Source organism: Dietzia sp. CW19, from assembly GCF_014145265.1.
In the GTDB taxonomy this organism is placed as follows: domain Bacteria; phylum Actinomycetota; class Actinomycetes; order Mycobacteriales; family Mycobacteriaceae; genus Dietzia; species Dietzia natronolimnaea.
On the sequence record NZ_JAALEE010000028.1, the window covers coordinates 1 to 4,873 of the forward strand.

Sequence of the window (4,873 nt, forward strand, 5' to 3'; positions counted from 1 at the left end):
GACCTCCGCCGCGTTCGGGGCCGGCCGGGCCCGCAGCGTGGCCGGGCGCGGGACCGGACGACGATGACGGCCGGGGACAGGTCCCACGTCTCGCCCCCGCAGGTGCTCGACATCGTCTCCGTGGCGTTCGGGCGGCTGCTCAGGGAACGCGGGGTGGCGGTCTCCCCGGCCGAGGTGGTGGAACTGCGGACGGTCCTCGCGCTGGTGGGGACCTCCCGGCCCGAGGTCCTTCGGCCGGCGCTCCGTGCGGTGACCGTCAAGTACCAGCGGGAAAATCGGGGCTTCGACGCCGTCTTCGACAGCTTCTTCCTCGGTGTGCGGGCGGCCCGGGTCGAGGACTCCGGAGGGGCCCGGGGCGACGCCCCGCAGGTGGGGGCGCTGCCCGACGAACTGGGACTGGACTCGGACGGGTCCTCGCCGTTCACCCCGTCGGACCTGGACCCGGCCGAGATCGGTGACCTGGTCGAGGGCGACGAGACGGCCCGCCGTGACGAGGACATCCACTACGACGACTCCGACTTCTCGACCGCGACGGGCGAGGAGGAGTTCGCGGTCGAGGCGGGCGCGGAGCGGTGGCAGTCCTCGGTCACCTACGAGATCGAGGTGGATCGCGCGTCGTCGGACCGGGTGGGGGAGATGGGGTCCTCCGCCATCTCGGTGTCCGGTGGCGAGTCGTTGGACTGGGCGGACGCGCTCGACGTCCTGCGGACCCTCGACGGGTACGACGCCCGACAGGTGTACGCGGTGCACGCCGACGAGGGCGGGCCCCCGGCGGGCGAGCAGGTGGGGATGTTCGTCGACGCGGTCGTGGAGTTCCTGAGGAACCTCGCGGAGGACGTCACCGACGGTCGTGTCGGCGACGACGAGGTCAACGGGGGCCCGGAGGCGCCCGACAGCGGGGACCTCGAGCGCGCGTCTCACGAGGTGATGCGCCGGATCCGGGGCGCCCCCCGGCGGCGCTCCCGGCCGTTCGCCCGCGGGCTGCTCGATTCGCGCTCCACCCTGCGACGGGCCTGGGCGACGGACGGCGAGGCGTTCACCATCATGAACCGGACCCGTGTCCCCGGGCCGCTCAAGCTCCTGATCCTCGTCGACGTGTCGCTCTCGGTCCGTCCCGTCACCGGATTCGTGCTGCGGCTGGCCCAGAGCCTGCACCGGAAGGTCAACAGGTGCTCCGTGGTCGCCTTCGTCGACCGACCCGTCGACGTGACCGACCACCTCCTGTCGTCGTCGGGTCCGGACGCGTTGGCGACCGTGCTGGCCGCACCCGGTCTGGACCTCGAGGCCAGCAGTGACTACGGGCGGATGTTCGCCGAGCTGCTCGACCGCCACGGCGACCTGATCGACGCCCGGACCTCGGTCCTCGTCGTGGGTGACGGGCGGAGCAACGGCCTGGATCCGCGGGAGGACCTGGTCGGACGGATCAGCAGGCGGGCCCACCGGATGGCGTGGATCACCCCGGAGGCCCGGAGGTACTGGAACCGGCCCACGTGTGGGCTGAGCGTGTACGCCCGGTACCTGGACGGGGTGGTGACCGCGCGCGACCCCGCGGAACTGTCCGAACGGGCAGGTCTGCTGGGAAGCTCGCTCGCCTGACATGACCCGGGCCTATCGTGTGGGCATGTCGTCGGAAGGCCGGGTGGCCAAGTTCCACGCGCCGGAGATCCTCTTCGGCTTCGGTGCCCTGCCCGAGGCCGCGACCGCCGCCATGGGACTGGGCGCACGGCGTCCCCTCGTCGTCACCGATCCGTGGCTCGAACTCACCCCGTGGCCGGGCACGGTCGTCGACGGGCTGAGGGCGCGGGGTGCGGAGCCGGTCGTGTGGTCCGATGTCCGGCCGAACCCGCGGGCGTCCCAGATCCTCTCCGGCGCGAGGACCTACCACTCCTCGGGGTGCGACGTCATCGTGGCGGTGGGCGGCGGCTCGGTGATCGACGCCGCCAAGGGGGTGGCGCTCGTCGTCTCCAACGGAGGGCACGTCCTCGAGTACGAGGGGGTCGACCGGATCCGGTTGCCGCTGCCCCCGGTGGTGGCCGTGCCGACGACGGCCGGCAGTGGTGCCGACGTCTCCCAGTTCTGCGTGGTCAACGACTCGGACCGGCGGACCAAGGTGACCATCGTCAGCCGCTCTCTGGTGCCGGACGTGACGGTCATCGACCCGGCCACCCACGCCACCGTCCCCGAGGACGTGCGGGCGGCCACGGCGATCGACGTGCTCTCCCACGGGGTCGAGGCCTACTTCTCGCGCGCGGCGGGTCCGCTGACGGACTCCCACGCCCTGCGGTCCGTCGAGCTGTGCACGCGGGCGCTCGACAGGCTCGGGGGCGGCGAGGGGCACGGTGACGGGCAGTTGGGGGATATGGCGCTCGCGTCGCTCGAGGCGGGGATGGCGTTCAGCAACGCTGTCCTGGGGGCGGTCCACGCGATGAGCCACCCGGTGGGCGGCCGGTACGACTCGTCGCACGGCCAGATCAACGGGGTCCTGCTGTCCCACGTCGTCCGGCACAACGGGATGGCCATGCCCGCGGACCGCATGGCGGACCTGGCGCGCGCTGCCGGGGTCGCCGTAGGGTCCCGTGGCGGCCAGGTGACGGACCGGGTCGCGGACCGCTTCCGGGACCTCGCGGAGGCCGTCGGGATCCCGGCGGGGCTCGGGCAGCTGGGGGTTCGCGCCGAGGACATCCCCACGTTGGCCGCGCACGCGCTCGACGATCTGTGCATGGCCACGAACCCGCGTCCCGTCACCCTCGAGGACGTCGAACGACTGTACCGGGAGGCGTCATGATCGAGGGGCCCACGGATCTGGACTCCCTCCTGGGCCTGCGGTCGGTCAAGAGGAGCTTCTTCGACCAGTACCGGGCGGCGGAGTCGCGGCTGCGCCGCTCCATGCACGCGCTCGATCGGGTCTCCGGTGCGCTGGTCCGGACCGCCGAGGGGCCCGAGGAGCTGATGCTGTCGGTCCTCCGGGTCGCCTACGACCAGCTCGACGCCGAGTGGGCGCTGGTCGCCCTCCGGGACGGTCAACTCCCGTCCGTCGAGCCACGGCACGTCATCGTGGACCCCGAGGGGCGGTTCGTCGCGTTCGAGGGGCGGGATCTGGCGCCGGTCCCCGAGGGGCTGCCCAAGGGTGTGGTCAACGTGCTGCTCGCGGTCCTCCGCGGCGGCCGGTCCACCGAGGTCGCCGAGGCCGGAGGTCCCGACGCGGTGACCGTGCCGTTGATCCTGCACGGTGGGGTGATCGGGGGGCTGGCGTCCTGGCGCCACCCCGGGCGGCCGGCCGAGGACATCGACACGGTGGTCCTGCGGATTCTCGCCGCGCAGGCGGCCGTGGCACTGCACAACTCCGTCCTTTTCCGGGACCAGGAGACGTTGCTCGCGCGGGCGGAGGAGGCGTACGAGGAGGCCCGGGGGCACGTGGTGGAGCTGTCCCGGCGGAACTCCGAACTGGAATTGGCCCATCGGGAACTCGACGCCGCGCACCGCCAGCGGATCCTCGACGTGGAACGGTCGCGGATGGCCCGGGAACTCCACGACAGCGTCTCCCAGCTGGTCCTCGGCGCGGGGATGCACCTGCAACTCGGACTCGACGCGGTGGGGCGGGTCGACCGGCAGCGGCCGCTGCTGGAGAAGGCGGTGCACCTGACCGACCAGGCCGTCGACCAGCTCCGGTCCGTGATCTACGCCCTGCGCACGATCGACGACGGGGACGGGCGGTTGAGCCGCCTGATCGAGGACCTGTGCCGCCTCCACGTCCCGTCGAGCATGACCACCGAGGTCCGGGTGCTCGGCGACGAGGTCCCGACGACCCCCGGGATCGAGCACGAGCTGCTCCGGATCGCCGGTGAGGCGCTCGCGAACTCCGCGCGGCATTCGCGGGGGCACGGCGTGGTGGTGACCCTGGACTTCGGTGACGAGGCCGTGGTGCTGACCGTGGAGGACGACGGCGTGGGACGGCCGGAGGACCTGCGGGCCATGCTCGAGGGCGAGCGGACCGGTTCCCCCGCGGAGCGCCAGGGCCTGGTCAACATGAGGGAGAGGGCCGAGCTGGTGGGGGGAGAACTGGGCATCGTGCAGTCCGACCTGGGTGGGGTGGCGATCACTGTGGTGGCGCCCCGCGTCGACGGACTCGACCGGCGGCCGGCCCGATGACCCCGGGTCCGACGACCCCCGGGCCGAGGACCCCGCCGGGGACCGGCCCCACGACCCCACCGTCGACGATCCGCACCGTCCTGGTGGACGACCACGCCGTCCTGCGAGAGGGATTGCGACTGATGCTGGAGCGGGAGCCCGACCTCGAGGTGGTCGGTGAGGCGTCGACCGCGGACGCTGCGCTTGAGGTCATCCGCTCGACCCGCCCGGACGTCGCGGTGATCGACCTCAAACTCGGGAGCGGCTCCGAGCTCGACGGGTTGCGGGTCTGTGCGGCGGTCCGCGACCTGTTCCCCGACGTGGCCCCCCTGGTGCTCACGACCTTCCTCGACAAGGCGATCGTCGTGCGGGCGGTCCGGGCGGGGGCCCGGGGATACGTGGTCAAGAACGTGGACGTGACCGAGCTGGTGACCGCCGTCCGGTCGGTCTCGGCGGGGCAGAGCGCCTTCGACGCCCGCACCGCGTCCATGGTGCTCGACGCGCTCAAGGGCGTGGGCTCGGCGTCCGAGGCCCTGTCGGCCCGGGAGATCGAGGTCCTGAAACTGCTGGCGGAGGGGATGTCCAACAAGGAGATCGGTCAGGCGCTGTTCATCTCGGCCACGACCGCCAAGTTCCACATCAGCAACATCCTGCGCAAGCTCAAGGTCTCACGGCGGGCCGAGGCGGTGTACGTGGCCAGTCAGCAGGGCCTGCTCTGACCGCCCCCGCCCCGCCCGTCGCCGCC

The 4,873-nt window shown here is 72.5% G+C and carries 4 protein-coding genes; all 4 read left to right on the forward strand.

The features are described 5' to 3' along the window. The coding region (locus tag G6021_RS01110) for a VWA domain-containing protein (protein WP_347238893.1) at window positions 1-1,596 on the forward strand (1,596 nt) is incomplete at its 5' end. A 25-nt stretch (window positions 1,597-1,621) separates the two neighbouring features. Then, a complete protein-coding gene (locus G6021_RS01115; protein WP_241736371.1) occupies window positions 1,622-2,785 on the forward strand; it encodes an iron-containing alcohol dehydrogenase in 1,164 nt (387 codons plus the stop codon). After that, on the forward strand, window positions 2,782-4,149 hold the full coding sequence (locus tag G6021_RS01120) for an ATP-binding protein (RefSeq protein ID WP_182640494.1): 1,368 nt from the start codon (window positions 2,782-2,784) through the stop codon (window positions 4,147-4,149). Before G6021_RS01115 ends, G6021_RS01120 begins: the two co-directional genes overlap by 4 nt. Next, window positions 4,146-4,847, forward strand: a complete 702-nt coding sequence (locus G6021_RS01125; protein WP_259848063.1) for a response regulator transcription factor — start codon at window positions 4,146-4,148, stop codon at window positions 4,845-4,847. Before G6021_RS01120 ends, G6021_RS01125 begins: the two co-directional genes overlap by 4 nt. Window positions 4,848-4,873: the final 26 nt, after the last annotated feature.